The organism is Frankia sp. AiPa1 (assembly GCF_023243075.1).
GTDB lineage: Bacteria > Actinomycetota > Actinomycetes > Frankiales > Frankiaceae > Frankia.
Map to the genome: position 1 here is coordinate 41,059 of NZ_JALKFZ020000188.1, position 22,825 is coordinate 63,883.

The window sequence follows — 22,825 nt, forward strand, 5'->3', positions numbered from 1 at the left end:
CGGGGTGCCACCCTGGTTGCCACCCTGGTGTGGCTGCCCGCTGCCTCGGACCGTTCGGCTACATCGCCGTCCGGTGATCGCTGGTTCCGGGACGGTTTGGCATCGGCCGGACCATGGCGTCCACGGTGAAGGACGCGACCAGCGCGCCGCCCTCGGTGTACACCCGGCATTCACTGTGGGTCATCCCGCCGCTCGCGACGGTGGAGAGGTGGTGGTAGCGCAACCACTGGTCGGCGCGGATGTCGGCGTGCAGCGACAGGCCGATCGCGTTGATGCCGGTCGACAGGGTCCGATGCGCCTGCCACTGGCCGACGCCGGCGTGCGGACGCATCGCCGCCGCGATCGAGAGGTGCCCGGTGAACTGGGCGAGCAGCGCCGCGTGCAGTGGCTGGTCGGCCGGCACGTCCCGGAAGCGGATCCAGGTGTCGATGGTCGGCGGGCCGACCGGTGCCGCCGGATCGTCGTCGTACTCCCCGGCGGGGATGCGCAGGTCCCGGCCGGTGACCGTCATGTCGTACGGCTCGGACTCGTAGGGTCCCGGGGCCGGCGGTGCCGGCGCGTCGTGCCGGAAGACGTCCGCGCCGGTCGTGTCGAGCAGCAGGGTGCCGGACGCACGGCGCTTGCCGCCCTGGCTGATGTGCGCGGTGACGGTGGTGAAGGTGCGGCCGTTGTTGAGCTCCTCGAGCTCCACCGCCAGCGGCTCGCGGGCGTCCGCGATCCGGTAGAACGCCATGTGCGCCGAGACGACGCGACGGCCCGGGGCATGCCGGCTCGCGGCGACGATCGCCTGGCCGAGCATCTGGCTGGCCTCCACGACGGGCCGGCCGGGGCTGGCCAGGAAGGTGCTGACGTAGCGGCGGTCGCCGTCCGGCCGCACGTCCAGAATGTCGATCAGGTCCTTCGCGTCGCCCCAGGTGGGGAACTGCTTCACGGTGACGTCCCGCGGATCGTCGCCGTCCACGCCGTCCACGAGCTCGACGCGCACCCGGTTGTGGTCGAACGCGGCGAACTCCGCGAGCCACTCCAGGCCGGCGGCCGGCTCGGTGTAACTCCACAGCACGTCCTGGCCGTCAACGACCTCGCCAGGCGTCACAGCCTGACCCCATCCGGTGATCGCCGGCGGGACCTTCCCCTCGATCGACCACGTCCGCCCACCACCCTTGATCGCACTCGCGGCCAGCTCTCCCGCGGGCGTGAACAGATCGAAACGGACGTCGCCACGCGGGAAGTGGAGTTCCGCGGCCTGGCCCGGTTCCTGGACGCGCACCGCCTCGGTCGACTCGGCGACCAACTGCTCGCCCCACCAGGCACGGGCTCGGTACGGCGAGCGGACGACCGTGACCGGCCGCTCGGCGGCTGTCTGCTCGGGGACTGTCATGATCTGCCTCTCCGCGTCTCTGCCGGCACCTGGGTGGCGCCTTCTGATGGGCCGTACGCCCGCGGGATACTCGCCGCGGGCACCTGCCGGTGGATCTCAGCGCGGCGCCGGGAAGATCCGGGTCGTCGCGACGATGGCGAGGGCGTCCGTCGCCGAGTCATGGACCTGGACCGTGCCGACCTCACCGTGCGAGGTGGCCCGCGCGACGGCGGGACCGCGGCGCACCGGGCGCAGGTACTGCATCCCGAGCGAGGAGAGGGTCGCGCCCGGCGTCAGCGACCGCACCGCCTCCTCGATGATCACCGGGACGAGACCGCCGTTGAGCGTCCCCGCCGCGTTGGACACCTCGGGCCGCAAGGGCATCGAGGCCGTCCCCGGCTCGGTCTGCTCGCAGCGCAACCGGTCGGCGAAGGGCTCCGGCAGCGGTCCGTAGCGCCGCCTCAGCGAGTCCAGCGCCCAGCGCAGTCCGGGCATCCGCAGGGTCGGGTCGGGCGCCGGGACGAACACCGAGCCACCCACGCCGAGCAGCCGGCCGTCCTCGTCGAGGAAGTCGATCGCGGACACCGCCACCGTCTGCCCCGACTTGACCGCCCGGCCGACGCCGCGGACGGTTGCGCCCACCGGAATCTCCCGGAACAGGTGCACGTCAAGGGAGAGCGTGACCGGGATCCGCGGCTCGATCCCGCGCACGGCGAGCAGGCCGAGAACCACGTCGGCGAGACAGGCCAGCGCCGACGTCCGCAGCCACGGGGTACCCGGCACGGCGAGCTCGGGAACGGCCGGCATCGTGCCGTGCAGCTCGGCGCCGACCTCCTCGACGCTGAGGTCCAGCTCGCCGATGACGTACCGCTCGGCCGGCCCGGAGCCGGATCCGCTCGTCGACGTCCGCGGCACCACCGCGTCCACCGCGTCCACCGGCGCCACGTTCTCACCGGACGCCCCTTGCGCGGTCGACGTCACCGCGCCACCCCGCGCCACTGCCCGCGATCCCTGCCTGCCATCCCACTGCCCTCTCGTCGCACCCCGGTACCCGCCATCACGACGCGACGGGTCCGGACCCGTTCTGACTCTAAGGTCGACCGTGCACACAATGTCGTGTTTGTGGGACCGCGCAGCGGCCGGCGGCCGGCTGGCGGGGCCCGGAGGCCGTCCGGGAGCCGGGCGATCCCGCGCGCGTGGACCCGAGACGTCGCACCATGGGTCAGGACGGCACCATCCGGCCGCGACGGACGATCGATGACAACGCAACATCGATATCGACATTGACATCGAACGACCCATTGCGGTCTGATGGCGGCGGTCGCCGGCAACATCATCCGACCAGGACGAACCGCCCGGAGCGCTCGCAGCCGGGGAGTGCCGCCCGTACCGGGGCGGCCCGCGACCGGGTGTCGCGGTGTCCCCACCGGGGTCAGCGGACCGGGCACTTGGGCGGACGCGGCCTGGCCGGCACCTCTGGGCGACCGGCCAGGCCGCCCGCTGGCGAGCAGACGGACTCACCGGCCCACGTGCGCCGGACAGACGAACGGGAAGGTTCCCCATGGGCAAGCTTGACGGCAGGGTCGCGTTCATCACCGGGGCCGCGCGCGGTCAGGGCCGCAGCCACGCGGTGCGCCTCGCGTCGGAGGGCGCCGACATCATCGCGGTCGATCTCCTCGAGCAGATCGAGAGCGTCCCCTACCCCCTGGCCACGCCGGAGGACCTCGCCCAGACCGTCAAGGAGGTCGAGGCGCTCGGCCGCGGCATCGTGGCGGTGAAGGCGGACGTCCGCGAGCGCTCGCAGCTCAAGGCCGCCCTCGACCAGGGTCTCGAGCGCTTCGGCCGGCTCGACTTCGTCCTCGCCAACGCCGGCATCTGCCCGTGGAAGGACCTCACCCTCGCCGGCGGGTTCGTCGACGGCACCGACGTCGACCTGATCGGCGTGCTGAACACCGTGGCGGTCAGCCTGCCGCATCTGAAGGCGGGTGCCTCGATCGTCCTCACCGGTTCCACCGCCGGGCTGATGAAGGGCACCACCGAGGTCCTCGGAAACACCGGTGGCGTGGGGTACGCCTGGGCCAAGCGGACGATCTTCCAGTACACCGAGACCTTCGCCCTGCAGCTCGCCCCGCACAGCGTGCGGCTCAACGCCGTCCACCCGACCAACACCAACACCCACCTGCTGCAGAACCAGGAGATCTACAAGGCCTTCCGGCCCGACCTGGAGAACCCCACCCGCGAGGACGCCGAGATCGCCTTCCCCGCACTGCAGGCGATGCCGATCCCGTACATCGAGCCGAGCGACGTCAGCGACCTGGTGCTGTTCCTCGTCTCCGACGACTCGAAGTACATCACCGGGCAGAACTTCCGCGTCGACGCCGGCGGCATGCTCAAGACCGACGCGGCGCCGGGCCTCTGACCACCACGGCATGACCGTCTCCGGCGTCGATCTGACCGGCCGCGTCGTCCTCGTCACCGGCGCGGCCCGCGGTCAGGGCCGGGCGATCAGCGAGCGGGTGGTGGCGGCCGGCGGGCAGGTGGTCGCCGCGGACGTGCTCGGGTCGGTGCACGAGCTCACCGGCACCGGCCCGGGCCTGCTGCCCCATGACGCCGTGCACACCGTGCATCTCGACGTCACCGATGCGGACTCCTGGGCGCGGGCCGTCCGGGCGGGTCTGGACCGTTTCGGACGCCTGGACGGCCTGGTGAACAATGCCGGCGTACTACGCCGTGAGTCGCTGGAGCGGGAGACCGCCGCCGATTTCGAGCAGGTGTGGCGGGTCAACTGTCTGGGGCCGTTCCTCGGCCTGCGGGCGGTCGTCCCGCACCTGCGCGCCGCGGGGGCCGGCGCGATCGTGAACACCGTGTCGACGGCGGCCGCCACCGCGTGGACCCTGCACGGCGCCTACGCGTCGTCGAAGTGGGCGCTGCGCGGCCTGACGAAGGTCGCGGCACTCGAACTCGCCCCGCACGGCATCCGGGTGAACGCGGTGCTCCCCGGCCCGGTGCTGACCCCGATGGTCATCGGGGACGGCGACCCGGAGGCCGAGAAGCGGCTGGCCGCCACGCCCCTGGGCCGCGCTGGCCTGCCCGCCGACATCGCGGAGCTCGTCGTGTTCCTGCTTTCCGACAGTTCCGCCTTCATCGTCGGCGCCGAGATCGCCATCGACGGCGGCCAGACCGCCGGCGTCGTGCTCACCCGGCCCGACAGGCGGGTCAGCTCGGCAGGGTGAGCTCGCGGGCGTTGTCGTGCATGATGCGTCGCTGGTCGTGCGGCGAGAAGGTGCCGAGCCCGCCGAGGAAGTCCTTCGGTTCGGCGAGCCCCTCGGCGTGCGGCCAGTCGGAGCCGAACAGGATCCGCTCGGCCGGCAGGTGCACGGCGAGCTCGGCCACGTCGTCCTCGACGAACGGGGCGACCCAGCAGTGTTCGACGAACTGGTCCACCGGTGAACGGGCGAACATCCCGGGGTTCTGGCTGGCCAGTATCCGCAGACCGTGCAGCAGCGGGCCGACCCAGGTGCCGCCGTTCTCGATGAACGCGATCCGCAGCCGGTCGAACCGCTCGAACAGACCGTGGGCGACCAGGGCGCCGGCGAAGTCGTGCACGAGCCGGTGTTTCATCAGCATGGTGACGAACGGTTCGTGCAGGGTGATCGCGTTCGTGTCGCCGCCGCGGTTGGCCCCGCGACAGCCCCAGGCCCGGGCGACGGCGGCTTCGACCTCCCGGTAGCCGTCGTCGAACCCGGCGTGCGGGGCGACGACGAGACCAGCCTCCTGGATCCGGGCCCAGAACGGGTCGAACCGCGGGTCGGCCGGTGACCGGAGCCCCTCGGGGGTGAAGACCGGACCGTTGCGGATGCTGATCACCCGGGCGCCATGCTCGAGGCACCACTCGAGCTCGGCGACCGCACGGTCGAGGTCGGACAGGCTCAGGAACGGAACACCGAAGATCCGATTCTGGTAGGCGAAGCCCCAGTCCTCCTCCAGCCAGCGGTTGAACGCCCGCAGCACCTCGAGGGATGCCTCGAGGTCCGGCTGCATCGGTCCCTCCACGCAGACCGCGTGCGACGGGAACATCCAGACCGCGTCCAGACCCTGCTCGTCCATCCGGGCGAGCCGAGCATCGCGCTGGAACCAGTCGGGGTGCTCCGCCGGGGCCTCGCAGGCCAGTTCCGCCCCGACCGAACCCTTGTCGCCGCGCCCGCCGAAGTAGTCATAGAGCGCTCCGGGGCGGGGGCGCGGATGGGCGTCTCCCGGGCCGGGAAGAATGGGATGTGCCTGCTCGCCGATGAAATAACGGATCTCGCCGTCACGCTCGACGACCCGGAGCCCGCGATCAAGAAAAGCCGGGTCGCGGTGTCGGGTGAAGGCGTCAGACGACTCCCAGTAGTGGTTGTCGGCGTCGAAGATGGAGCCTAAAGCGGCAGCCTCGTCCATGTCGAACATCCTTTGCTGTCTGTCCGGCCGAGGGGGAATCAGGCGGTGCCGTGGCGGAGTAGACGACCGGGAGTGGCCTGCGTGCATTGACCGTCGACAAAGGTCGAGGCACCGTTGACGATGATCCGGTCATAGCCGGTCGCTTTCTGGATGAGTCTCCACTCACCCGCGGGATAATCCCAGACCCGCTCGGCGGGAAGGCTGTCGACGGTATCCGGGTCATACACGATGACATCGGCGGGGGCGCCTTCGGCGAGGAAGCCACGCCCCTTAAGGCCGGCGGCCTGCGCCGGGTAGGCGGAAAGTCGCCAGTGCGCCTGCTCCAGGGACATGATCTCGTGCTCGCGTACCCACAGGCCGAGCAGTTCGCTCGGGTACCGGGCGGTGGTGACGAACTTCGTGTGCGCGCCGCCGTCGCTGACTCCCGGCAGCGCCACCGGAGCGTTGGCGATCTCCTTCATGGCCTGCGGCGGCGTCTCCAGCAGCGGGGTGGCGAACCCGACCCGCAGGTCACCGGCGACGGCGAGGTCGAGCATCGCGTCGATGGGGTGTTTGCCCTCCCGGGCGGCGATCTCACCGACGGTGTAGCCCTCGTAGGTGTCCTTGAGCGCGCGGGCGTTCGGGACGTCGCTGGAGATCCAGTGGCACTTGATGTCGGTGAGCACATAGCCGGCGCCGAACAGGCCCTTGCGCTCGGTGTGCACCTCCTTCATCGCGGCCCGCCGCTTCGGGTCGGCGAGCTTGACCTGCTTCTCGGCGATCGTGCCCACCAGCGCCTCCCGCCAGCACGGGATCGAGTCGGCGAGGTTGTACTCCTCGAAGGTGAACTCGGAGGCGAAGTTCGTGGTCAGCGCCTGGGCGAAGACCCGCACGCCCTCGAGCTCGTTGAGTTCGGCGAGGCGGGCCATCGCGTCGCGGTGCGACAGCTGCTGGCCGCCGTGCTGGTTGAGCGCGCCGTCGGCGAGCAGGGCGTTCCAGATGACCGGGCGGCCGCTCTCGCGCGCCATGAACGCGGCGGTCTCCAGCGGAGAGGTGACCTGCGCCACCCCGCGGCCCAGGGCACCGAGGGCCCGGCTGAACGCGCGCAGATCACGCTCGCTCATCAGGTCGGTCACCATCGGGGTGCCGTCGTAGTCGAGCTGCACGTTGGCGACATCGCCGAGGATCTGCGCGGACAGCCCGCAGCCACCGATCTCCATCGCCTCGATCAGGAGCTTGCACATGAGCGCGAGCTCCTCCTCGGTCACCGCCCGGACCTTGGCCTCGTCCAGGCCGACGACGTAGCCGTACAGCGGGGCGAGCGGCACGAACGACATGACGTTCACGCCCTTGGGCGTGCGCTCGACGCTGTCGAGGAACTCAGGGAAGGTCTCCCAGTCCCAGGGCATGCCCTCGCGCATCGTCTCCATCGGGACGGCCTCGTTGCGCGAGAGGCTCAGCATCGCCCGCTCGCGATCCGCGGGCTTGCAGGGGGCGAACCCGAACCCGCAGTTGCCGATGACGACGCTGGTCACGCCGTGCCAGCCCGACATCGTGCACCACGGGTCCCAGAACAGCTGGCTGTCGTAGTGGGTGTGCAGGTCCACGACGCCAGGGGCGACGACCCGGCCCGCCGCGTCGACCACCTCCCTGGCATCGGAGGCGCGCACCCTGCCAATCTGGACAATCTTTCCACCAGCGATCGCGATATCCGCCCGGTACCGCGGGGTCTGTAACCCGTCGATCACCGTTCCACCCTTGATGACCAGATCATAGGTCGCCATTGCACGGTCCTCCTCAGGCTGCCGGGACCTCGGTCCAGGAGATTTTCCAGATACTGACTCCGTAGAATTAGGCCGTCAAGTACCCGGAAGAACCTGACCGCGTCGGCCCCGCGGCCGCCGGAAACTGTCCACGGGCAGGCGAAAACAGCCGCACAACATTCCCGCGAAAACGGGCGCGGCCGACCGGAAAAGCCTCGGAAACCTAACCCGAGATGGCGTCGGCAGGCAGGCAGGCAGGCAGGCAGGCCCGACCACCCGGCGCTGCTGGGAAGCCGATTTGATCGGCTGGTCGACAGACAGCACACGGCGGCCCGACCGGCTGGTTCATGACGGTCGGCACGAGGTCGGAGGTGTGGGAGGTGGGTTTCGATGGCCGGCGAGGAACAGTGTTCCGCCCGGCGGCTCTGGACGGCCGGTCAGCGGATGGTGCGCCGAGTGACGGGCAGCGGGTGGATGGCGAGCGATGGTGCGCCGACCGGCGGGTCGGGGCGACGGTCGGCAGGTGTGGCGAGATCAGGAGACGAGGTGGTCCTCCGGTTTCGACCGGGCGGTCATCGACCAGCGGGCGTTGCACGCAACAGCGTCATACATGGCACTTAAGAGTGTCAACGGCTAGCCTGAGACCATGCCGGTGACCACCCAGCCGCTCGCGGAGGCGAAGCGGCGAGCCGCGCTCGACCACGTGCTCACCGCCGCGCGCCGATATGTGATCGAGAACGGCATCGACGCGACGATGGACCAGCTCGCCGAGGCGTCCGGGGTCAGTCGCCGCACGCTGTTCCGGCTGTTCGGCACCCGCGAGAAGCTCATCGCCCACGCCTTCCAGGCCGCGATGACGCACTACCTGCAGTCGCTGCCGACCTTCCGCGGCGACGTCGACCGGTGGCTGCGCACCACCTGCGCCGCGGCGCACCGGATGAATGCCGCCATCGGCCCCGGCTACTGGGAGCTCTCGGCCCGCGCCGACCTGCCCTCGGAGCTCGCCGCCCTGCAGGTCTCCACCCGACACGACTGGCAGCACCGGATCGCCGCGATCTCCGCCATCCTGTGGCAGGAGCACGGTCACGCCGGTGACCCTCCCGGCACGCTGCTCACCACGGTCGGAGCGCACCTGAGCTCCCACTTCACCGCGGCGGTCATCACCGACGCCGGCCGCGACTGGCAGACCGCGAGCGCGCTGGCGTACACCGCGATCTCCGGCACCCTGCGCACGCAGGCCAGCGCCGCGGACGGACCTTCCCCCTGACGGTCAGCCCATGGCGGCCGGAACCGCGCTGGTCCCAGTCGCGATCACGGCACGGTCACGCTGGTAGCAGGCGGCGCGGACGCGCGAACGCTGGTGTCGGAGCCGGTCGGCTGCCAGATTCGCCGGATAGAGCCGCGAGCCGGACAGGGGTCCGGGTACCGGTCCGCCTCCGGGCTCGGATAGGGAGAGACGATGAAGCCTGATCTGATCGAGACGCAGCGCCGCGGCCGGAAGATCGCGCTGTCCGCCGAGGAGGTCGACACCCTGCTGACCGAGTCGCAGGTCTGCCGGGTCGCGACGCTGACCTCGTCCGGCGCCCCGCACATCAGCCCGCTGTGGTACGCCTGGGACGGCACGTCGCTCTGGCTCTACTCGATCGTCCGCAGCCAGCGCTGGTCCGACCTGCGGCGCGACCCGCGCACGGCGGTCGTGGTCGACGGCGGCGGGGAGTTCATGGAGTTGCACGGGGTGGAGCTGCGCGGCCGGTTCGAAGCCGTCGGCCCGGCCCCCCGCACCGGGCAGGAGGACGCCCCGGAGCTCGCGACCCCCGAGCGGTTGTTCGCCGCCAAGTACGCCGCCAGCCCAGACGGCTCGATGTACCACGACGGCCGGCACGCCTGGCTGCGTCTGACGCCCGAGAAGGTGGCCTCGTGGGACCACCGCAAGCTCGGCCGATGACGCCCGGACCTGCTGCCGGCACCGGCTCCGGCACAGGAACCAGCATCGGCACGGGAGCCGGCACCAAGGTTGGCGCCGAGAGCGGTGTGGGGGCTGGCGGCGCCGCCGGCAGTGGCCCCGGGGCTGGCACCGACGTCGTGGTCACGAGCCGGCGCGGCCGGGTTCTGGTGATCCGGATCGACCGCGAGGCCAAGCGCAACGCGCTCAACCCCGCCGTCACCGCCGGCATCGACCAGGCGATGAACGAGCTCGAGGACGATCCCGAGCTCTGGTGCGGCGTCCTGACCGGTGGGCCGAGGATGTTCTCCGCCGGTGCGGACCTCGCGATGGGCCCGGGGGAACCGACCGAACGCGGCGGGCTGGTCGGCCTCATCCACCGCACGCGAACCAAGCCGCTGATCGCCGCGGTCGAGGGCTTCGCCCTCGGGGGCGGCGTCGAGCTCGTGCTGTGCTGCGACCTGGTCGTCGCAGCCCGCGACGCCCGCTTCGGGCTGCCTGAGGTCAAGCGGGGGCTCATGCCCGACTTCGGCGGCGCCTTCCGGATCACCCGGGTCCTGCCCCGCAACGTCGCCTTCGAGCTGCTGGCCACCGGCGACGGGCTGCCCGCCGAGCGGGCCGAGCGCCTCGGTTTCGTCAACGTCCTCACGGAACCCGGCGAGGCCCTCGACGGCGCGCTCGCGCTGGCCGAACGGGTGAACGCCAACGCGCCGCTGGCCGTGCGGGCCGCGCTTGACGTCGCCCGCCGCGAGGTGAGCCCCGACGAGTCGGCGATCTGGGCGCACAGCGACGCCACCCATGCCCATCTGCTCACCACCGCCGATGTCCGGGAGGGCATCGACGCGTTCTTCGGACGCCGCCCGCCCACCTGGACGGCCCGCTGAGCCATCCCTGAACGGCAGTCACCCGCGTCCTCACCTCACGCCCGGCCGGGCCCGCCGTCCCCGTGTTTGGTGGCAACCGACGACGGTGCCGTCCGCCCCATCGCCCGGCCGGCAGGCGACAGGGCGACAGGGCTGGATGTCAGCAGGTCAGGGTTCCGCGCCGCAGGGCATGACCCCCGTCGTTGCTGTCGTCGGACCAGACGGCCTGTCTGGACCCGCCGGAGCAGCTCGACGCGGGCGCGATCGCGAAGCCCTCGTTGTTGTAGTTGCTCATGCCGCTCGGGCGGGCGTACACGGCGGTGGCTGCGAAACCGCCGGTCGCGTTGAGGTCGAGAGTCGCCGTGCGACCCGAGCAGGTGTCGTCACACTCCGCCCACAGATGCCCGGTGCCCGCGTCGTACTCCAGATCCATGACGGCGGAGAAACCGCTCGTGAACGTGGCCACCCGGGTGAAGGACGTGCCCGAGAGGTTCAGCGCGTAGGCGTAGATGGTGCCGTTCGCCTCCAGGCCGACGAAGTACAGGCCGCTGCCGTGCCCGGCGTAGTTCGCCGGGTTGTAGGTGCCACCCGTGTGGTCGTCATGGAATCCGTGCGCGGTCAGATACGAGTCGGGAATCCACGAGATGCCCTCGAGCCCGCTGTTCGCGGCCACCGCCGGCAGATCAGAGGTCAGGTTCCACTCGCCGGTCGCGGTCAGCGAGGAGCCGCTGGCGCTCCCGTCGAACCGGAGAATCTCCGGTCGGCTCACACCGTCGTTGTCATTGTTGCGCTCGGTGGCGACGAACAGGCCGTCCGAGGTGGTGACCACGCCTTCCGCGTCCGGATCACCGGTGCCGCCGGGATAGTGCAGGGCCTTTCCGGATGTCCAGCCGCCGGTCGTGTCCGGCGTCCAGTTCGACCCGCTCGGCACGAGCCGGTACAGGGTGCCGGGACCGTTCTTCACCGCCCACAGCTGGCTTGCGTTCTCGAAGGACAGACCACTGAGGTTTTCGCCGAACACGTTCGAGGCGTCGGCGACGGCGACGGAGCTGCCACCGGGCCAGGTTGCCGGCGGGCAGGAATTGGTGGCCCCCCGGGTGGACGCGGCGGTCGTCGTGAACGCCCCGGTGCCATCCGGGCACCGGCCGTAGGTCGTCGACGCGTGCGACGTCCAGGTGTAGGAGTCGACCAGGGTGGTGCCGCCGGACTGATAGAGCCGCACCGAGTCGGAGCTGCCCAGCCCGAACACCGGATCGACATCAAGGACCAGATGCCCGGCCGGCGCCAGCGAGGTGCCGGCCGCGATCGTGAAAACGTGGCTGTCGTCGTTGTCCTTGACGACCCAGCCGGAGACGTCCACGGCCGTAGTGCCGATGTTCGTGAGCTCGACCCAGTCCCCCGGGCTGCCGCCGCTCGACTCGATCTCGTTGATCCGCACCGTTGTCGCCGCCTGTGCGGTCCCGGCCAGCACGAGCCCGACCAGGCCGGCCAGCACCAGGGTGAGAGCACTGAAGAGCGTGAGCGGTAAATGCCAGCGTGAGTGTCGGCGCACGGAAGAACTCCTCGTCCACGGACCCGAGGCAGGAGGGAAGCCCCACTCGCTGCCGTCGCGAGCCTTCCGTACACCGACGACTAACGGCTTAACGTGGCGCCAACAACACGAACAGCACTGATGACCACCACCCGCAGGTGAACTGCCGAAGAGCTAGGAGATGGCGAGCAGCTCGACTTCGAAGAGAAGATCGGACTTCGGCGGGATGACCGGCGGGAAACCGGCGTCGCCATAGGCGTAGTCCCAGGTGATGGTGAGAATGGCCTTCTGACCAAGCGAAAGCTGGGGCACGCCCTCGTCCCAGCCCTGGATGACCCGGCCGACCCCGATCTCGGTCGTGAACGGCGTTCCCCGGTCCCGGGACGAGTCAAAGACCTTGCCGCTGCGCAAGGTGCCGACATAGTGGATCGTCACCGTGTCGCCCTTCTTCGGGAAGGTCTTTCCGTCCCCCGGGGACAGGGTCTCGATCGAAACACCCATGCGAACTGCCTACCTCTTCTGGTTGACCCACCGCCTGTGGGCCCTGCGCGGACTCTCATGGACTATCGCCGACGGCGGGCAGGCCCGTGACCGGCCTGTATCGGCTCGGCGGGACCGCCCGCCCTTCGGCTTCGTTTGACCCTAACGTCTACGTCACCCCTTACCGTCCCCGCCATGAACGTCTCCTCCGCATCCGACCTCGGCTCCGGCTCGTCGGCGCCCGCCGCCTGGAAACCCTCAACGACCACATCGCCACCCTCACCGCCCTGCGCGACCGCCTCGCCCACCGCCTCTCCCCCACCCGCTGACCGCACCAGACCCTCCGCGGTAGAGCCCAACGGCGGGCTGCGGAATGGTCAGCGCGTGGCCACCCGGGATTGGTAAACGGGGCCGAGAACGGCGTCCCGGGCGGCGGCGAGGACGGCCTGGGTGCGGGCGGTCAGGCCGAGTTGGAATCTAGGGTTGGTCTATGAGACGTCTGGTCGTGGCCACCGGCGGTGGCGGCGACGCCTTGGGCGCCGTGATGATCGGTCGGGCGCATCACTCCGACGTCGATGTAGCGATCCTCACCTACGCCTGGGAGCGTCTGCGCGTCGATCCGCTGCCCGGGCCGCGGCGAGCTACGGACTTCAGCGGACTTCGGCCGTTCGGCGACCTGAATGCCCGCATCCTGTCGTCCACGGCTGTCAACCCGCCCAGCGGTACGACCCTCCCGCGGCTCGCGGGGTTGATCGAGACGCCCCTCCTCCTCCTTGACCCGGCCCTGGGAGCGGTCGGGATCCACAACCAGCTCAGGGAGATCATCGATCTTGAAGACGTCGACAAGGTTACGCTCGTCGACGTCGGCGGAGACGCGGTCGCGCGAGGTGACGAGCCTGAGCTCATGAGCCCGCTCGCCGACACGATGGTCATCGCCGCATGCTCAGGGGTTGGCGTGCCCACAGAGCTGGTCGTGGCCGGGCCGGGCCTGGACGGCGAGCTCGCCGCCTCCGCCGTCCTGAACCGGCTTCGTGATCTCGGTGGACGACGAACGGTATCGCTAGGCCGCCGGGACGCCGAGGCCGTGCGCACGATCCTCGAATGGCACCCAACGGAGGCCACTGCGCTCCTGGCTGCTGCCGCAACAGGCCACCGCGGAACCGTCGAGTTGCGCGGTACAGGGGAGACAGTCGACATGAATGACGAGAGCGCCGACGTCTATGTCGCCGATCTCCGTCAGGTGTACGAGGGAAGCCTTCTGGCCCCGCTTCTCGCCGAGACACGCTCCCTGGCCGAGGCCGAGGATGCGGTTCGCGGCGCACGAGGCACATCTGAGATCGACTACGAACGGCAAAGGCTCAAGATGCTGCCTCCGAGAGGCAGGAAACTGAGTCGCGCCGAGGTCGCGGTGAGAGCGGTGGAGTGCGTCGATGACGCAAGCCACCGGGGCATCGACTTTCTCACGTGTCGACGAATCGCGGAGGCGATCAAGGCGCCCTGGATCGAGGCATCGGAACTGAGGGAAATCCTGCTATCGGTCCAGCCCGGCCATGATGCCTTTCCGCTCTGGTCCACGCGCCCATCCTCCTCCAAGATCCTGACTCCGTCCGGCACCTCGGGGAGACCTCGGAGGCCATAGTGTCCTGCGGGCGCTGGAGGCGTCGCAGAGTCGGCCGTAAAGCCAGGCGGTGCTGTCTAGCGTCGTCCGGCAGGACCCCGTCGGGGGCGACGTCGTCGAGGTGCCAGCGGGCGATGAGCTGGGCGGGGTCGAACAGGCGGAGATCGCCGAGGAGCGGGTCAAGAGGGATCGCGGGGTGGCGCAGGAGCTGGAACGGCCCGGAGAACCGTTGCTGCCAGACCTGCCCCGTAGTTGACCCCGATCGCCTGCCCGCCCGGGGCGAACACGGTGCCGATCTGGACGCTCGCCGACGCCGGCGCTTGATGGTGAGGAGGTTGCGGCGCCTGCTGCTCGGTGCCGGGTTCGGGGAACGCCGGTCTCATCGGTATCGCGGCCGTGGTGGTGGGGAACGGGGGTGCGGTGCCGGGTTTCGCTCGCCTGCCGGAAACCGCCGGATCCGCGGCGCGCAGCAGGTCCGCCCGGGCGTCGTCCTGGGGGATACCGAACAGGTCGAAGGGGACGACCTGTCCGAGCAGACCTGGCCGTGGGCAGTCCTCGACCCGGGCGACGAGGAGTTTGCGGGTGGCGCCGGTGGGGTCGGACGACCAGGCCGCCCGCCACTCGGCGGCACCATGGACCTCGAACAGTGTGCCACCGGCACAGCCCGCGTCAGACCGTGCTGTGCCGGCACGCGTTGTTCACGACATCCACCGATGGTATCGTCGATGATACCATCATGGTCATGGCGATGACGCTGCGTTTGACGGATGACGAGGCGGAAGCCCTACGCCTGCGTTCGGAGCTGGAACGGCGGTCGATGCAGGAGATCGCCCGGCAGGCGATCCGGGAGTACGTCGAGGCACACAGCCGGGCAGAGCTGTTGGATCAGGTGCTGGACGAGGAGCTTCCGCGGTACGCCGAGGCGCTCCGACGGCTCGGCGAATGATCTATCTGACGCTTCGTGAACTGCTGTACGTCGCCGAGCGGGCCATGGGCTCCGAACCGGCGGTCAGGGACCACGGCCTACTCGAATCGGCTCTCGCTCGCCCGCGGGCGACGGTGTTCGGGCGTGCCGCCTACCCTGCTCTCGACGGCAAGGCCGCTGCGCTTCTGCATTCGCTCGCCCGCAACCACGCCCTCGTCGATGGGAACAAGCGACTCGCCCTCGCTGGCCTGATCGCCTTCTACGGCCTCAACGGCCGCCGTCTGACGCTGACCAACGACGACGCCTACGACCTCGTCATGACCATCGCATCCGGCGCCTGCGACTCCGTCGAGGACATCGTCAAGATCCTCGAGAGAGCGACCCGGCCCCGTCAATCGTGATCACGCCGCGTGCCACCACGTCAGGCTCCGCCCCTTCCCGCGGCCAAGCTGGGGACCGCGGCCAAGCGGCGACAGGCGCCGGATATGACTGCGGATGGACGCAAACAGGCGTAGCCAACGCGTGGGCGCGGCAGGGTTCGAACCTGCGACCGCTCGGTTGTAAGCCGAGAGCTCTTCCGCTGAGCTACGCGCCCGGGAGCAGACAGTCAGATCATGCCAGCCAAGCCTACGGCAAGGCGCACCCCGCCGGGATCCGGTACCCGCCGGCCGGCCGCAACGTGGCACCCGTGCCAAAGGCACGCCCCGCCGGGGTCCGGGGGGTCCGGGGGGTCGCCCCCCCCGGGCCAGCATCATCCCCCGCCGCAGAAGATCGAAGATCTACAAGCACGCGGAAGAAAGGGAGCCGGCGGCGGCCAGTGCTCGCCTGTCGGCGGCACACGGGCCAAGAAGGCCCTTGCTACACACGCCGGCTCCCGCACCCCCAGTCTAGAGGGCGGCGAGGGCCTTGAGGTACTCGGCCTGGTCGCGGGCGTCGGGGATGTTGTTGACGACCTTCCAGCGCACGACACCCTCCTTGTCGATCACGAAGGTGCCGCGCAGGGAGATCCCCTTCTCCTCGTTGAACACGCCGAAAGACGACGCCACGGCGCCGTGCGGCCAGAAGTCGGCCAGCAGCGGGAACTCGTAGCCCTGCTGGTCGGCCCAGACCTTGTGGGCGAACGGCGAGTCGACGGAGACCGCGAGCACCTGGACGTTGTCGTTCTGGAAGGAGCCGAGGTCGTCCCGCACGGAGCACAGCTCGCCCTGGCAGACGCCGGTAAAGGTCAGCGGGTAGAACAGCAGGACAACGTTCCGCTTGCCACGGAAGTCAGACAGGGTGACGACCTCGTTGTTCTGGTCCTTCAGCGAGAAGTCCGGGGCAACGGAGCCAACCTCGACGGACACGGGCGCTTCCTCTCCACGACGATGGGGCTGATCACGGTGACGGTGACGCCGACCAGGCCGACGTCCATCCAGGACGTCACCGCGGCCGAGCCAGCCGCCACCACCGGTCGGATGACCGCAGCTGTGGGGGCGGCGAGATCCCGCGCGAACGCGGAGCGTTCCCGCGCCGGACCGGGCTGCCGTCCCTGTCCGCCAGCATGCCAGTTCCCGCCGTCACGGAGCCGACCGGAGCCCAGCGGTGTGGCCCACAGCGGGCGGCAGCCAGCCGAGCGGACCTGCCGCCCGCAGCGGGCGCAGTGGCCACAGCGGCGAGAGTGGCCCGTAGCGGGGAGACGGGATAGCCCCCATCCAGGATGGCCGGTAGGTTTCACGCTCCGGGGACATCGAAGCGGCGAGTGCTCAGGTGTCATCGGCCAGACTGGCCTAGTCTGGTCGATCGACGCGGGAGCCATCGACCAATCGACCAGACGTGCGCGTAGCGCGGTGCGCGATCCGCGGACGCCACCGGCATGGACACCGATGAGGGCAGGACCACGTTGACCAAGCAGAGCGCGACCCCCCACGGCTTCCCCGAGCCGCATGGCCAACCCGACGTCCACGACCAGCCCGGCTGGTCCGACCGCCCCCACCAGCCTGGCCTCACCGACCAGCGTGACCCATATCATTCCGGGACCGAGAGCCACGGCCGGACACCGGAACCGCACCCGATCGACGGGCCCGGCACCTCCACCGGCGGCTTCCCGATCTACGCGTTCCGCGAGTCGTTGTCCGGACCTGCGCCCGAGCAAGGGTACCCCGCAACTCCCGACTACGGCACGCCCGGCCCACACGGGCCCTCCGGTTCGGTGGAGGACCTCGGCGCGGGGATGCTCGGCAAACACCGCAACCCGCTGGCCGTGTGGGTCGGTCTGCCCCTGATCACCCTCGGTGTCTACCCGTTCGTGTGGGTCTACCGGACGAACCGGGAGCTGGCCGAGTACGACCAGCGTATTGCGGTAAACCCGACGCTGTCCCTGCTGGCCTTCCTGATTGGCTGGGTGGTCATCGTGCCGCCGTTCGTCGCGGCGTGGCGCCTGGGAGCACGTACCCGGGCAGCCCAGCATGCCGCGGGCGTTCCGGAGACCAACCCTGCGCTCGCGTTCGTGCTGTTCCTGATCGGTTTCGGGCCCCTGTTCCTGCAGATCGAGCTCAACCGCCTCTGGTCGCGGTATCCGGGGGCCGTCGAGGGCCAGCAGGTCCCGCTGTACCGCTGAGCCTGACCGCGGCCCTCGCGGCACGACGTGCCCGCCGCGCGGGCACGTCGTGGGCATGTCCAGGAGGGACGTCTGTGGGTGAGTGGGTCGGGCCCGCGACGGGACCCCCGACGCCAGGAGTCCGCGCAGGCTGTTGGCGAGGCGGTTTCGGGCATACGGGCACGCGATGCGCCGCCGGCTGGCCTACCGGCGGCTGGAAGCACCGCCAGGCAGGCATCCGACGCCGACGCGACCGTCAGCGCCGCCCGGAGCACGCGAGAACCAACCTCGGCGCAGCGGCGCGATCGCCCTGCGCAGAGGAAGCGACCCTCAGAGGCAACAACTCCTCAGCGGCAGCGACCACCAGAGGCAGTGACTCCCAGAGGCAGCGACCCTCAGCGGTGACGACCTGCCAAGGCGCCGCCTCTGGAGAGGCAACGACCTCAGCGGTGGCGCGCCCGCTGCGATTTCGGCGCGGCCAGGCGCTGGCCGGACCACTCCTGCGCGACGCTGAGCGTGCTGGTCTGGACCAGGCCGGCGGTGGGCACGGCGTCCAGCACGTCGCTGGGTGCGACATGCCCGGGCCGGCCCGCCTTCGGCGTCAGTAGCCAGATCACGCCGTCATCGGAGAGCTGCCGGCGCGCATCGATGAGCGCGTTCGCCAGATCGCCGTCCTCCTCCCGCCACCACAGCAGCACGATGTCGACGACGTCGTCGGAGTCCTCGGGGACTAGCTCGGTACCGCTGGCGCTGGTCACCGCGTCCAGCAGGTCCTGGGCGATGTCATCGTCCTCGTTGAGCGACTGCACCTGGGTCCCGGCGGATACTCCCAGCCGTTCCGCCCGGCGTTGACCCTCGGCGTTCGCCGCGGTCGGACTCACCCTGCGCTACCTCCTGTTCGTGTGTTGACGCCCCGCGGTGGATGCGGGTACGTCCCGTTCGAGCATCGACACTCCCCCGCGATGGCGTCCATCACGTGCCGCGTCTCGACCTAGTCCACCGGACCTGCCGGTGGCTGCGCAAGTGCCACGCCGTCGGTTGTGGACCGACGGCGGCGTGGCCAGCGGAAATCGTGTGTGGGCAGTACCCGGGAACGGGCTGCTTCATCCCACCGGCGCGGGCGTTTCACCCGCGCTCCCGCCCTCCGCCGTGCCCCTGTGCCCGGCCGGGGGTGGGGCCGCGCGCAGGACCGCGGCGGCGCGAGCGCCGGCCGGCCGGGTCACCCCGGGAGGAAGGACAGCCGGACCGTACGGTCAGGGTTGTCCACGTTGAGATCCACGAGGGCGATGGACTGCCAGGTGCCCAGCGCCGGCTGGCCGGCCAGGACGGGGACGACCAGGGCTGGTGGGATGATCGCGGGCAGCACATGGGAGCGACCATGGCCGCGCGAGCCGTGCGCGTGGCGCCAGCGGTCGTCGGCGGGCAACAGCTCGGCGAGGGCGGCGAGCAGATCGGTGTCGCTGCCGGCGCCCAGTTCCAGAATCGCGAGCCCGGCGGTGGCGTGCGGCACAAAGACCGAAAGCAGGCCGTCACCGGAACCGGCGACAAATCGCGAGGCCTCCGGCGTGAGGTCCACCACACACTCCCGGCGCCCGGTGTGCACGGCCATCATGGCGGTCTTCATCCGCGTGTCCATCACGGTGATTGTGCCGCAGAAAGTGCCGTGATCGCGGCAGCCGGGCGGACGACATGTCAACAACGCCACGCCCATCGGTCGATTCACTACTCGAAAGTAACCAGGGCGTACGTGACGGGGCCCCGACGACGGAGCACGATGGAACCGGACGGAGGCCCGATCGGCAGGTGGCGGTCCCACCCTCGGGGGTGCCATCGGCCCGGTGAGGGTCGCCGTCGAGCGAAAAGCAGACGAGAACCAGCTACCGAGAACCAGGCACGACGAGCAGCCAGGACGCGGCGATGCATCGATCATGCGGAGCTCCGCATCCGCGTGCACGAGATGTGACACCACGAGACGTGACGCACGGGCCGACGGTCGCGCGAAGAGGATCTTTTCGCGCGGGGCAGCCGGCCCCGAGGGCTTGAGGAGCAGGAGAAGGCGTGGCGCAGGACACAACCCGGAGTTTCTCGGTCATCACCGACGGACTGCCGAGCCAGCTGCCCGACATCGACCCCGCGGAGACCGGCGAGTGGCTCGAGTCACTCGACGCGGTCATCGAGGAGTCCGGTCGCGGCCGGGCCCGGTTCCTCATGCTGAAACTGCTCGAACGAGCCCGGGAGAAGGCCGTGGGCGTCCCCGGCCTGACCAGCACCGACTACATCAACACCATCCCTCCGGAACGGGAGCCCTGGTTCCCGGGCAACGAGCACATCGAGCGCCGTATCCGGGCGTACATCCGGTGGAACGCGGCCATCATGGTCAGCCGCGCGAACCGGCCGGAGTTCAACGTCGGCGGCCACATCGCCACCTATGCGTCGAGCGCCAGCCTGTACGAAGTGGGATTCAACCACTTCTTCCGGGGCAAGGACCACCTTTCCGCATCCCCCGGAAGTGCCTCCGGTGACCAGATCTTCATTCAGGGTCACGCGTCCCCCGGCATCTACGCCCGGGCTTTCCTGGAGGGCCGGCTCTCCGAGCGCCAGCTCGACGCGTTCCGCCGCGAGGGTGAGTCGGGCGGCCTGTCGTCCTACCCGCACCCACGGCTCATGCCGGACTTCTGGGAGTTCCCCACGGTCTCGATGGGCCTCGGCCCCATCGACGCCATCTACCAGGCGCGGTTCAACCGTTACCTGCTCAACCGGCAGATCAAGGACACCTCGAACAGCCGGGTCTGGGCGTTCCTGGGCGACGGCGAGATGGACGAGCCGGAGTCGATCGGCGCGCTCGGCGTCGCGGCCCGCGAGGAGCTCGACAACCTTCTTTTCGTGGTGAACTGCAACCTGCAGCGCCTCGACGGTCCGGTCCGCGGCAACGGCAAGATCATGCAGGAGCTGGAATCGCTGTTCCGCGGTGCCGGTTGGAACGTCATCAAGGTCGTCTGGGGCCGCGACTGGGACCCGCTGCTGGCCAAGGACACCGACGGCGTCCTGGTCAACCGCATGAACACCACCCCGGACGGGCAGTTCCAGACGTACACGACGTCGTCCGGCGAGTACATCCGCGAGCACTTCTTCGGCGCGGACGCCCGGCTGCGCCGCATGGTCGCCGACCTGTCCGACGACGCGCTGCCCAAGCTCTCCCGCGGCGGGCACGACTACCGCAAGCTGTACGCGGCGTACAAGGCGGCCACCGAGCACACCGGCCAGCCCACCGTTATTCTCGCGCACACCATCAAGGGCTGGACGTTGGGCAAGGACTTCGAGGCCCGCAACGCCACCCACCAGATGAAGAAACTGACCAAGGCGGAGCTCAAGGAGTTCCGCGACCGGCTCTACCTGGAAATCCCCGACTCGGCGCTCACCGGCGACCTGCCGCCGTACTACCACCCTGGCCCGGACTCGGAGGAGATCCAGTACATGCGGGAGCGCCGGGCCGCGCTCGGCGGGTCCATGCCGAAGCGGGTCGTCCGCGCGAAGCCCCTCCCCAAGCCGCCCGCGAAGATCTTCGACGAGCTGCGCCGGGGCTCCGGCAAGCAGCCGGTGGCCACCACGATGGCCTTCGTCCGGCTGCTCAAGGACCTGATGAAGACCAAGGACCTCGGCCCCCGGTTCGTGCCCGTCATCCCGGATGAGGCCCGCACCTTCGGCATGGACGCGATGTTCCCGACGGCGAAGATCTATTCGCCGCACGGGCAGCGCTACGAGGCCGTCGACCGCGAGCTGCTGCTGAGCTACCAGGAGTCCGAGTCCGGGCAGATGCTGCACGAGGGCATCAGCGAGGCCGGCAGCATGGGCTCGGTGATCGCCGCGGCGACCTCCTACGCGACGCACGCGCAGTTCATGATCCCGGTCTACGTCTTCTACTCGATGTTCGGGTTCCAGCGCACCGGTGACCAGATGTGGGCGCTCGGCGACCAGCTCGGCCGCGGCTTCCTGCTCGGTGCCACCGCCGGGCGCACCACGCTCAACGGTGAGGGCCTGCAGCACCAGGACGGCCACTCGCTGCTGCTCGCCAGCACCAACCCGGCCTGTGTGGCCTACGACCCGGCGTTCGCCTTCGAGGTCTCGCACATCGTCCGCGACGCCCTCGACCGGATGTACGGCGAGCGCGACGAGAACGTCTTCTATTACCTCACCGTCTACAACGAGCCGGTGCCGCAGCCGGCGGAGCCAGAGGGCGTCGATCCGGCCCAGATCCTCGCGGGCATGTACCGCTTCCGCCCGGCCGAGTCGCTGCCCGGCGGCCTGCCGGCCGGCGCCGGTGGTGTCGGCAGTGGTGCGGCCGGCAGCGGTGCGGCGGGCAGTGGTGCGGTGCCGCGCGCGCAGCTGCTGGCGAGCGGCACCTCGATCCACTGGGCACTGTCCGCGCAGGAGATCCTCGCCGCCGACTTCGGAGTCGCCGCCGACGTGTGGTCGGTGACCTCCTGGAACGAGCTGCGCCGAGAGGCGCTCGAGCGCGAGCAGGAGGGTCTGCTCAACCCCGAGGCCGAGGGACCGGCGCCGTACGTCACCCGCATCCTCGACGGCGCGCCCGGCCCGGTCGTCGCCGTCTCCGACTGGATGCGCGCGGTCCCCGATCAGATCTCCCGCTGGGTACCCCAGCCGTTCACCTCGCTCGGTACCGACGGCTATGGCCGCTCCGACACCCGGGCCGCCCTGCGCCGCCACTTCAAGGTCGACGCCGAGTCGGTCGTCGTCGCCACCCTGGAGGCGCTGGTTCGCGCCGGTGAGGTCAAGGCCAGCACCGTCGAGGACGCCATCCGCCGCTTCGGCCTGCGCGACACCGTCACGGCCGGCACCGTCCCGACCGACACCGTCGTCGGCACCGACGCGGGCTGACCGAGAGGGTCCCCCGCGCACCGGCACCTCCGCGGGCCCGCGGCGACGGCCATCCGGCCCAGCGCTGCGGGCCCGCCCGTTCTTCCGGCCCCGATCAGCCGCCCCCACGTTCCCCGGCCGGCCGAGGGTGCCTGTTCGGACCGGCGCGGCCGGGGGAGGCGAGCCCCCGATCGGGCATCTCGGCCGCCAAAGCAGCGACCGAACCGAGATTCTTTCTCGGACCTTGCCCGGCAAGGTGTGCGGCGGGCGACCGTCTGGTTGAGCATCTGCCCGGACACACCTGGTAGGAGGGGCGGGGCGCAGGGAGCGCGGTCAGACGCAGGCTGGCACCTTCGTCGCGCTAGGTGATGAACGCCGCATCGGCCCCGGTCGGCCGCATGTGCGCCGTGGGCTGCGAGATGCCGGTTGGCCCTCGCCCGGGCACCCCCGGACCAGCACCGTCATGCCCCGCCGAAG

The 22,825-nt window shown here is 70.3% G+C and carries 21 protein-coding genes and 1 tRNA gene; 12 read left to right on the top strand and 10 right to left on the bottom strand.

The features are described 5' to 3' along the window. Positions 1 to 58 precede the first annotated feature (58 nt). Both MXD95_RS26175 and MXD95_RS26180 read right to left on the bottom strand, forming a co-directional pair. The gene (locus MXD95_RS26175; protein ID WP_250643403.1) at positions 59 to 1,378 is read right to left on the bottom strand and encodes a DUF427 domain-containing protein; all 1,320 of its coding nucleotides are present in this window, start codon (positions 1,376 to 1,378) and stop codon (positions 59 to 61) included. Positions 1,379 to 1,474: 96 nt separating this feature from the next. Next, positions 1,475 to 2,338 (bottom strand): PaaI family thioesterase, encoded by an 864-nt coding sequence (locus MXD95_RS26180; protein ID WP_250643404.1) that lies wholly within the window; start codon positions 2,336 to 2,338, stop codon positions 1,475 to 1,477. A 580-nt stretch (positions 2,339 to 2,918) separates the two neighbouring features. Between MXD95_RS26180 and MXD95_RS26185 the strand changes: the two genes are divergently transcribed. Both MXD95_RS26185 and MXD95_RS26190 read left to right on the top strand, forming a co-directional pair. Continuing rightward, positions 2,919 to 3,776 carry a mycofactocin-coupled SDR family oxidoreductase gene (locus MXD95_RS26185; RefSeq protein ID WP_250643405.1) on the top strand — a complete coding sequence of 286 codons (858 nt, stop codon included), beginning with the start codon at positions 2,919 to 2,921 and terminating at the stop codon, positions 3,774 to 3,776. Positions 3,777 to 3,786: 10 nt separating this feature from the next. Further along, entirely contained in the window at positions 3,787 to 4,590 is an 804-nt protein-coding gene (locus MXD95_RS26190; RefSeq protein WP_250643406.1) for an SDR family NAD(P)-dependent oxidoreductase, read from the top strand. Here MXD95_RS26190 and MXD95_RS26195 read toward each other — a convergent pair. Then, the gene (locus MXD95_RS26195; protein ID WP_250643407.1) at positions 4,574 to 5,803 is read right to left on the bottom strand and encodes an amidohydrolase family protein; all 1,230 of its coding nucleotides are present in this window, start codon (positions 5,801 to 5,803) and stop codon (positions 4,574 to 4,576) included. The two genes, MXD95_RS26190 and MXD95_RS26195, sit on opposite strands and share 17 nt — an antisense overlap. Positions 5,804 to 5,832: 29 nt before the next feature. Further along, a complete protein-coding gene (locus MXD95_RS26200; protein WP_250643408.1) occupies positions 5,833 to 7,557 on the bottom strand; it encodes an N-acyl-D-amino-acid deacylase family protein in 1,725 nt (574 codons plus the stop codon). 625 nt (positions 7,558 to 8,182) lie between these two features. Here MXD95_RS26200 and MXD95_RS26205 point away from each other — a divergent pair. The 3 genes from MXD95_RS26205 to MXD95_RS26215 all read left to right on the top strand — a co-directional run bounded on the left by MXD95_RS26205 (position 8,183) and on the right by MXD95_RS26215 (position 10,362). After that, positions 8,183 to 8,803 carry a TetR/AcrR family transcriptional regulator gene (locus MXD95_RS26205; RefSeq protein ID WP_250643409.1) on the top strand — a complete coding sequence of 207 codons (621 nt, stop codon included), beginning with the start codon at positions 8,183 to 8,185 and terminating at the stop codon, positions 8,801 to 8,803. Positions 8,804 to 8,995: 192 nt separating this feature from the next. Further along, on the top strand, positions 8,996 to 9,481 hold the full coding sequence (locus MXD95_RS26210; RefSeq protein WP_250643410.1) for a pyridoxamine 5'-phosphate oxidase family protein: 486 nt from the start codon (positions 8,996 to 8,998) through the stop codon (positions 9,479 to 9,481). Then, positions 9,478 to 10,362 carry an enoyl-CoA hydratase-related protein gene (locus MXD95_RS26215; RefSeq protein WP_250643411.1) on the top strand — a complete coding sequence of 295 codons (885 nt, stop codon included), beginning with the start codon at positions 9,478 to 9,480 and terminating at the stop codon, positions 10,360 to 10,362. Before MXD95_RS26210 ends, MXD95_RS26215 begins: the two co-directional genes overlap by 4 nt. Before the next feature lie 139 nt (positions 10,363 to 10,501). On the opposite strand, the gene MXD95_RS26220 is transcribed toward MXD95_RS26215, so the two are convergent. Next, positions 10,502 to 11,893 carry a lamin tail domain-containing protein gene (locus tag MXD95_RS26220; RefSeq protein ID WP_250643412.1) on the bottom strand — a complete coding sequence of 464 codons (1,392 nt, stop codon included), beginning with the start codon at positions 11,891 to 11,893 and terminating at the stop codon, positions 10,502 to 10,504. A gap of 153 nt (positions 11,894 to 12,046) precedes the next feature. Next, positions 12,047 to 12,373, bottom strand: coding sequence for an FKBP-type peptidyl-prolyl cis-trans isomerase (locus MXD95_RS26225; RefSeq protein ID WP_250643413.1), 327 nt, complete (start codon positions 12,371 to 12,373; stop codon positions 12,047 to 12,049). Between the two features lie 86 nt (positions 12,374 to 12,459). On the opposite strand from MXD95_RS26225, the gene MXD95_RS26230 reads away from it, so the two are divergent. From MXD95_RS26230 to MXD95_RS26250, 5 genes are all read left to right on the top strand, one after another. Beyond that, the gene (locus tag MXD95_RS26230) at positions 12,460 to 12,681 is read left to right on the top strand and encodes a hypothetical protein (RefSeq protein ID WP_250643414.1); all 222 of its coding nucleotides are present in this window, start codon (positions 12,460 to 12,462) and stop codon (positions 12,679 to 12,681) included. A 176-nt stretch (positions 12,682 to 12,857) separates the two neighbouring features. Continuing rightward, the gene (locus tag MXD95_RS26235; RefSeq protein WP_250643415.1) at positions 12,858 to 13,991 is read left to right on the top strand and encodes a DUF1152 domain-containing protein; all 1,134 of its coding nucleotides are present in this window, start codon (positions 12,858 to 12,860) and stop codon (positions 13,989 to 13,991) included. Between the two features lie 49 nt (positions 13,992 to 14,040). Continuing rightward, entirely contained in the window at positions 14,041 to 14,226 is a 186-nt protein-coding gene (locus tag MXD95_RS26240) for a hypothetical protein (protein ID WP_250643416.1), read from the top strand. A gap of 492 nt (positions 14,227 to 14,718) precedes the next feature. Further along, positions 14,719 to 14,916: a ribbon-helix-helix protein, CopG family gene (locus MXD95_RS26245; protein WP_250643417.1), complete on the top strand. Its 198-nt coding sequence runs from the start codon at positions 14,719 to 14,721 to the stop codon at positions 14,914 to 14,916. Further along, positions 14,913 to 15,296 (top strand): type II toxin-antitoxin system death-on-curing family toxin, encoded by a 384-nt coding sequence (locus tag MXD95_RS26250; RefSeq protein ID WP_250643418.1) that lies wholly within the window; start codon positions 14,913 to 14,915, stop codon positions 15,294 to 15,296. The genes MXD95_RS26245 and MXD95_RS26250 overlap by 4 nt, the downstream gene beginning before the upstream one ends. Positions 15,297 to 15,418: 122 nt before the next feature. On the opposite strand, the gene MXD95_RS26255 is transcribed toward MXD95_RS26250, so the two are convergent. Together MXD95_RS26255 and MXD95_RS26260 are read right to left on the bottom strand one after the other, a co-directional pair. Next, positions 15,419 to 15,490: transfer RNA gene (locus MXD95_RS26255), tRNA-Val, on the bottom strand. 292 nt (positions 15,491 to 15,782) lie between these two features. Then, entirely contained in the window at positions 15,783 to 16,241 is a 459-nt protein-coding gene (locus tag MXD95_RS26260) for a peroxiredoxin (protein ID WP_250643419.1), read from the bottom strand. Between the two features lie 509 nt (positions 16,242 to 16,750). On the opposite strand from MXD95_RS26260, the gene MXD95_RS26265 reads away from it, so the two are divergent. Beyond that, positions 16,751 to 17,494: a DUF4234 domain-containing protein gene (locus MXD95_RS26265; RefSeq protein WP_250643420.1), complete on the top strand. Its 744-nt coding sequence runs from the start codon at positions 16,751 to 16,753 to the stop codon at positions 17,492 to 17,494. Positions 17,495 to 17,916: 422 nt separating this feature from the next. Here MXD95_RS26265 and MXD95_RS26270 read toward each other — a convergent pair whose 3' ends face one another. Then, positions 17,917 to 18,354 carry a DUF3052 domain-containing protein gene (locus MXD95_RS26270; RefSeq protein WP_250643421.1) on the bottom strand — a complete coding sequence of 146 codons (438 nt, stop codon included), beginning with the start codon at positions 18,352 to 18,354 and terminating at the stop codon, positions 17,917 to 17,919. A 338-nt stretch (positions 18,355 to 18,692) separates the two neighbouring features. Further along, positions 18,693 to 19,082: a YjbQ family protein gene (locus tag MXD95_RS26275; protein WP_374122150.1), complete on the bottom strand. Its 390-nt coding sequence runs from the start codon at positions 19,080 to 19,082 to the stop codon at positions 18,693 to 18,695. 449 nt (positions 19,083 to 19,531) lie between these two features. Between MXD95_RS26275 and aceE the strand changes: the two genes are divergently transcribed. Then, the gene (aceE, locus tag MXD95_RS26280) at positions 19,532 to 22,369 is read left to right on the top strand and encodes a pyruvate dehydrogenase (acetyl-transferring), homodimeric type (RefSeq protein ID WP_308301588.1); all 2,838 of its coding nucleotides are present in this window, start codon (positions 19,532 to 19,534) and stop codon (positions 22,367 to 22,369) included. Positions 22,370 to 22,825: the final 456 nt, after the last annotated feature.

Excerpts from the sequence above, each read along its gene's own strand:
- MXD95_RS26185 (WP_250643405.1), top strand. The coding sequence starts at position 2,919 with ATGGGCAAGCTTGACGGCAGGGTCGCGTTCATCACCGGGGCCGCGCGC.
- MXD95_RS26205 (WP_250643409.1), top strand. The coding sequence starts at position 8,183 with ATGCCGGTGACCACCCAGCCGCTCGCGGAGGCGAAGCGGCGAGCCGCG.
- MXD95_RS26250 (WP_250643418.1), top strand. The coding sequence starts at position 14,913 with ATGATCTATCTGACGCTTCGTGAACTGCTGTACGTCGCCGAGCGGGCC.
- MXD95_RS26265 (WP_250643420.1), top strand. The coding sequence starts at position 16,751 with ATGGACACCGATGAGGGCAGGACCACGTTGACCAAGCAGAGCGCGACC.
- MXD95_RS26225 (WP_250643413.1), bottom strand. The coding sequence starts at position 12,373 with ATGGGTGTTTCGATCGAGACCCTGTCCCCGGGGGACGGAAAGACCTTC.
- MXD95_RS26175 (WP_250643403.1), bottom strand. The coding sequence starts at position 1,378 with ATGACAGTCCCCGAGCAGACAGCCGCCGAGCGGCCGGTCACGGTCGTC.
- MXD95_RS26195 (WP_250643407.1), bottom strand. The coding sequence starts at position 5,803 with ATGTTCGACATGGACGAGGCTGCCGCTTTAGGCTCCATCTTCGACGCC.
- MXD95_RS26190 (WP_250643406.1), top strand. The coding sequence starts at position 3,787 with ATGACCGTCTCCGGCGTCGATCTGACCGGCCGCGTCGTCCTCGTCACC.
- MXD95_RS26275 (WP_374122150.1), bottom strand. The coding sequence starts at position 19,082 with ATGGCCGTGCACACCGGGCGCCGGGAGTGTGTGGTGGACCTCACGCCG.
- MXD95_RS26245 (WP_250643417.1), top strand. The coding sequence starts at position 14,719 with ATGACGCTGCGTTTGACGGATGACGAGGCGGAAGCCCTACGCCTGCGT.
- MXD95_RS26210 (WP_250643410.1), top strand. The coding sequence starts at position 8,996 with ATGAAGCCTGATCTGATCGAGACGCAGCGCCGCGGCCGGAAGATCGCG.
- MXD95_RS26215 (WP_250643411.1), top strand. The coding sequence starts at position 9,478 with ATGACGCCCGGACCTGCTGCCGGCACCGGCTCCGGCACAGGAACCAGC.
- MXD95_RS26200 (WP_250643408.1), bottom strand. The coding sequence starts at position 7,557 with ATGGCGACCTATGATCTGGTCATCAAGGGTGGAACGGTGATCGACGGG.